This is a genomic window from Psychromonas hadalis ATCC BAA-638 (genome assembly GCF_000420245.1).
Taxonomy (GTDB): domain Bacteria; phylum Pseudomonadota; class Gammaproteobacteria; order Enterobacterales; family Psychromonadaceae; genus Psychromonas; species Psychromonas hadalis.
Genome location: NZ_ATUO01000211.1, coordinates 1 through 5282, shown reverse-complemented (window position 1 = coordinate 5282; position 5282 = coordinate 1). Strand labels below are relative to the sequence as shown.

Here is a 5282-nt window from a genome sequence, read left to right as displayed (position 1 = left end):
TATACAATTTAGAAGGAAAATGGAGCGGCACAAGAGATTCGAACTCTTGACCCCAACCTTGGCAAGGTTGTGCTCTACCACTGAGCTAGTGCCGCATATTTTCTAACTAAAGAAACATCTAGTTGATGCCTGCTTTGTATGGGGTGCGATTATAGAGAGGAGAGGAATGAATGCAAGCTTTTTTTACTGTTTTTAGTGAATCAAAAGCTTGCTTGTTGGGTTTTTGCGCAGATATTGTTTTTTAGTTTGATAAGTGAGCTTAAAATGTAAAAAAGTGTTCGCGGTAATGTTTTAATTCAGAGATAGACTCTTGAATATCATGCATCGCTAAATGCGTACCCTGCTTTACATGTGCATTCGTCATCTCAGGAGACCAACGACGACCTAACTCTTTAATGGTACTAACATCGATATTACGATAATGGAAATACGCTTCTAGCTGTTTCATGTAACGCACTAAGAAACGACGATCTTGACCAATGCTATTACCACACAAAGGAGAAGCACCTGCTTGCGTCCATTTCTTTAAAAAGGCTAATGTTTGTTGCTCTGCTTGTGCGTAACTAATTTTACTGTTGATTACTCGCTCTGTTAGACCAGATTCACCATGATGTTTAACGCACCACGCATCCATCGCATCCATTTTTTCTTTGCTTTCATAGATCACGATTTCAGGCCCTTCAGCAATCACATTCAGATCGCTATCAGTCACTACAGTTGCCATCTCAATAATGGTGTCTGTCTCTGGATCAAGACCTGTCATCTCTAAATCGATCCATATTAGGTTATTATTCATGCTTATTGTGATCCTTTTCTCTAACAAGAGAGCGCTCTTTTTCTAAATCATCTACAAAATATAGTATGATACTCGATTAATACAATATGTGATAGCTAACTAATCGTTAAGGAAGCCTGTGGCTAAGAAGAAAAAACTCAGCAAAAATCAAGTTCGCCGTGTTCAGAACAATCATAATAAACGATTGAAAAAAAATGAGAACAAAGAATGGGACGAATCTGAACTTGGTCCACAACTTCAAGGTGTTGTGATCAGTCGTTTTGGTCAACATGCTGATATAGAAGATGAGAATGGTAATATTGAGCGCTGTAATTTACGCCGAGCGGTAAAATCGCTGGTCACGGGAGACAGAGTTGTCTGGCGTGCGGGTAATAAAGATTATCGAGGAATTACTGGCATAGTAGAGGCGGTTCACCCACGCACAACTGTGCTAACTCGCCCTGATTATTACGATGGTATCAAACCGATTGCGGCTAACATTGACCACATTATTATCGTTAGCTCTATTGCCCCCGAATTTTCACGTAATATTATTGACCGTTATTTAGTCGCCTGTGAAGATATCGGCATTACTCCAATCATCGTTTTAAATAAAAGTGATCTTTTGGATAATGAATCACGTCAGCTCATTGATAATGAACTACAAAGTTATCGAGATATCGGTTACACCGTACTTTACAGTTCAATGCATGGTGATGGACTTGATAACTTAAAAGCGGTCATGAAAGACAAAATTAACATTTTTGTGGGTCAATCCGGTGTGGGTAAAACCTCGCTACTCAATATGCTGTTACCAGAAGTTGAAGCGGTAACGGCTGAAATTTCAGAAGGCTCTGGTCTTGGCAAGCACACCACCACTACCGCGCGTTTATACCATTTCCCTGATGGGGGAGATTTGATTGATAGCCCCGGCATTCGTGAATTTTCACTCTGGCATTTAAGCCCAGAGCGCATTGCAGATAGCTTTATTGAATTCAGAGATTACTTAGGTCTCTGTCGCTTTCGAGATTGTAAACACAAAAATGATCCGGGCTGTGCGTTAGTAGAAGCCGTTGAAGAGAACAAAGTTGATAAAGCACGTTATCGTAGCTTCCTGCGTATTTTAGAGACGATGGATGATGCAAAAAATGCACGCCATCGTGATCCCAATACTTACTAGAGAGATACTCAGCACCTCCTGAAATTTGAGGTGTTTTATATAAAAGAGAGAACTATGAGAGATCAATTAAAAATTGTAGGGCAATACATCCTACCGAAACACCTTTTATCACGTTTCACAGGCAAGCTTGCGTCCGCAAAAATGGGGAAATTTACCACTTTTTTGATTAAACAGTTTATCGCTAAATACAAAATCAATATGAGTGAAGCGAAACACCCAGAGCCTGAGTATTTTGAAACCTTTAATGACTTCTTTACTCGTGAATTAAAGGAGGGCGCACGCACGGTTATTGAAGGTGATAATAACCTTGCAATCCCCGTTGATGGTAAAGTAAGCCAACAGGGCGATATTAAACAGGGACGACTTTTTCAAGCCAAAGGTCATGACTTTAGCTTGCGCGAATTATTAGGCGGTCGCGATGATGTAGCTGCCCCTTTTGACGATGGTATCTTCTCCACGGTTTATTTAGCCCCTAAAGATTACCATCGTATTCATATGCCTATCACAGGTAAATTGGAACAGATGATTTTTATCCCAGGTGATCTTTTCTCAGTCAATCCACTCACGGCTGAAAATGTGCCCAACCTGTTTGCACGTAATGAGCGCGCGGTGGCCATTTTTTCAACCGCCATTGGCCCGATGGCGATGGTCTTAGTGGGTGCAACGATTGTGGCAAGCATCGAAACAGTATGGGAAGGCACACTAAAAAGTAAAGATATTCAATATTGGGATTATAGCGATCAAGATATCACCCTTGAAAAAGGTGCAGAGATGGGACGCTTTAAATTAGGTAGCACCATTATTGCCCTATTTCCAAAAGACAGTATTGAGTTTGCAGAGAACTTACAAGCAGGCTCAGATACGCATTTAGGTGAACTATTTGCTACTGTAAAATAAAATCACTATTTTGGAAGCGAGACTTTAGTCTTGCGTCTTTTGATTTTTGTTTTGACTTTAATGCAAAACAAGGCAGGACTGAAGTCCCACTTCCTAATAACGTAGAACTAATACCAAAGGAACTAAAAAGGTGATCAGTCTTGCTTGTTAAAATTACCCCTAACTGCGTTGTGAATTTTGAAGTGAGAGCAACTATCTCCTGCAATTCACGCCTTGTTAGTGCTAATTTTTCCTTCGCAATACTTGATCACCTCATTAATTCCATTGATATAACGTTCTACTTCCATCGTAAACAATTCTAATCGCAAGAGTGTTTTCACCTATGACACAGCCATTATCCGCAGCACAATACTTAAAAAAAATACTCTTAGCCCCCGTTTATGAAGTGGCGATTGAAACACCGTTACAAACACTGCCTAAACTTTCTAAGCGCTTACATAACAAAATATTATTAAAACGAGAAGACAGGCAACCTGTACATTCATTTAAACTGCGTGGTGCTTATAATAAATTAGCCAGCCTATCATCCGCGCAAAAACAGTGTGGTGTCATTGCGGCTTCAGCGGGAAATCATGCACAAGGCGTAGCACTTTCGGCGCAAAAAATGGGCATTAAAGCCACCATTGTCATGCCTAAAACCACACCCGATATCAAAGTGAGTTCAGTACGTGCATTAGGGGCTAAAGTGGTACTGTTTGGCGAAGCCTTTGATAGCGCTAGCGAACATTGTCAATTGCTTGCAAAACAGCAAAACTACACACTTATCCACCCTTTTGATGATTGTGATGTAATTGCCGGGCAAGGTACTATTGCTAAAGAGTTAATTCAGCAAAATGCCCATCTCGATAAAATTTTTGTTCCTGTAGGCGGTGGTGGATTGATAGCGGGTATCGCCGTTTATATCAAACAGTTATTACCTGATATTAAAATTATCGGTGTAGAGCCTGAAGATGCGGCTTGTTTAAAGGTCGCGCTAGATCACGGAGGCCCTATCACACTCAGCAGAGTAGGTCTGTTTGCCGATGGTGTGGCCGTGAAAACAATCGGCACTGAAACCTTTCGACTGTGTCAGTTATATGTTGATGAAGTGATCACCGTCAGCAGTGATGAAATTTGCGCTGCCGTTAAAGATATTTTTGAAGATACGCGCGCAATCGCTGAGCCCGCAGGTGCACTCTCCCTTGCAGGACTGAAGAAATATAGCCAACAACATCAACTAAAAAACGAACAACTTTGCGCTATTTTAAGTGGTGCAAATGTTAATTTTCATGGGTTACGTTATGTTTCAGAGCGCTGTGAACTAGGCGAGCAAAAAGAGAGTATTTTAGCCGTCACTATTCCTGAAAAACAGGGATCATTTTTAGCATTTTGTAATGAACTTGATGGGCGCGCCATTACTGAGTTTAACTATCGCTTTAATTCCCGTAAAGAAGCCAATATTTTTGTTGGTATACGCACACCAGAGGGTGTGGATGAATTAGCGGAACTAACGAAAAACCTCACCAATAAAGGTTATGCCATTGCAGATTTAAGTCATGATGAAGTGGCAAAGCTACACCTACGTTATATGGTCGGTGGCACACCTGTAGAAAACCTAACAGAGCGACTCTATAGTTTTGAATTTCCAGAACGCCCTAATGCCCTGCTTAAATTTTTAAAACTACTCGGTACACATGCTAGCATCACTCTTTTCCATTATCGTAACCACGGTGCAGCTTACGGGCAGGTACTAGCAGGGTTTGAACTACAAGATAATCAAGTCAGTGTATTTAGTGAGCATTTAGATGCTTTGGGTTATAACTACAAAGATGAAAGTGATAATCAAGCATATCGTTTTTTCTTAGCAAATAAGTAGGCTGTTTTTATGTTTCCACTAAAACGTGTTAACCGCTTATTTATACCCGTTACCAATCTCAGTCGTCAGCTCGGACACTGAGATAAGGCGCAGTATGATGACCTTACGAGAGATTAATAAAAAGACATTAATCCTCTCTCGGTAGAATGAAATGACAGACTTTCATTCGCCCTTATCGAATACTGCAACGCCGAATTACCATGGTTGCACAAAAGGTGAGCTTGCGACCCCACAAGGCAAGCTTTGAGGCAAGCATCTTCGTTGTCTTTCGAGAGACTAACAAAAACACGTTAACCCTCTATCGACATTGATTAAATGCCAGCATTTAACAATTCGTTAGAAAGCATCGATTGAACCCGTTAGACCTTCAACTTTCTGCCTAGAACCTGCTCACCTCGCAGCTTGCTGAATTTTGCACCTTGAATGATAACGGTATAATACCATTCCGCTTAATATAATGATCAGGTTTTACGCAGGGTAAATGACTAAGGTCAAGGCGCATGATTGAGTAATAGCCGGCTATTGCGATTGAATGCAACGCAGATATTAGTAATTTAAACCAGTACTTAGGCGGA

General features: G+C 40.8%; 4 protein-coding genes and 1 tRNA gene. 3 read left to right on the top strand and 2 right to left on the bottom strand.

Annotated features, from left to right (window positions below):
- Window positions 1-20: 20 nt before the first annotated feature.
- Together G322_RS0117390 and orn are read right to left on the bottom strand one after the other, a co-directional pair.
- A tRNA-Gly gene (locus tag G322_RS0117390) sits at window positions 21-95 on the bottom strand.
- A 164-nt stretch (window positions 96-259) separates the two neighbouring features.
- Window positions 260-796, bottom strand: coding sequence for an oligoribonuclease (orn, locus tag G322_RS0117385; protein ID WP_022942975.1), 537 nt, complete (start codon window positions 794-796; stop codon window positions 260-262).
- Between the two features lie 118 nt (window positions 797-914).
- Here orn and rsgA point away from each other — a divergent pair, with 118 nt between their 5' ends.
- The 3 genes from rsgA to ilvA all read left to right on the top strand — a co-directional run bounded on the left by rsgA (window position 915) and on the right by ilvA (window position 4707).
- The gene (gene rsgA / locus G322_RS0117380) at window positions 915-1955 is read left to right on the top strand and encodes a small ribosomal subunit biogenesis GTPase RsgA (protein WP_022942974.1); all 1041 of its coding nucleotides are present in this window, start codon (window positions 915-917) and stop codon (window positions 1953-1955) included.
- A 54-nt stretch (window positions 1956-2009) separates the two neighbouring features.
- Window positions 2010-2852 carry an archaetidylserine decarboxylase gene (gene asd / locus G322_RS0117375; RefSeq protein WP_022942973.1) on the top strand — a complete coding sequence of 281 codons (843 nt, stop codon included), beginning with the start codon at window positions 2010-2012 and terminating at the stop codon, window positions 2850-2852.
- 322 nt (window positions 2853-3174) lie between these two features.
- Window positions 3175-4707, top strand: coding sequence for a threonine ammonia-lyase, biosynthetic (gene ilvA, locus G322_RS0117370; RefSeq protein WP_022942972.1), 1533 nt, complete (start codon window positions 3175-3177; stop codon window positions 4705-4707).
- Window positions 4708-5282: the final 575 nt, after the last annotated feature.

Coding starts and splice junctions, on each gene's coding strand:
- orn (WP_022942975.1), bottom strand. CDS start 796: ATGAATAATAACCTAATATGGATCGATTTAGAGATGACAGGTCTTGAT.
- asd (WP_022942973.1), top strand. CDS start 2,010: ATGAGAGATCAATTAAAAATTGTAGGGCAATACATCCTACCGAAACAC.
- ilvA (WP_022942972.1), top strand. CDS start 3,175: ATGACACAGCCATTATCCGCAGCACAATACTTAAAAAAAATACTCTTA.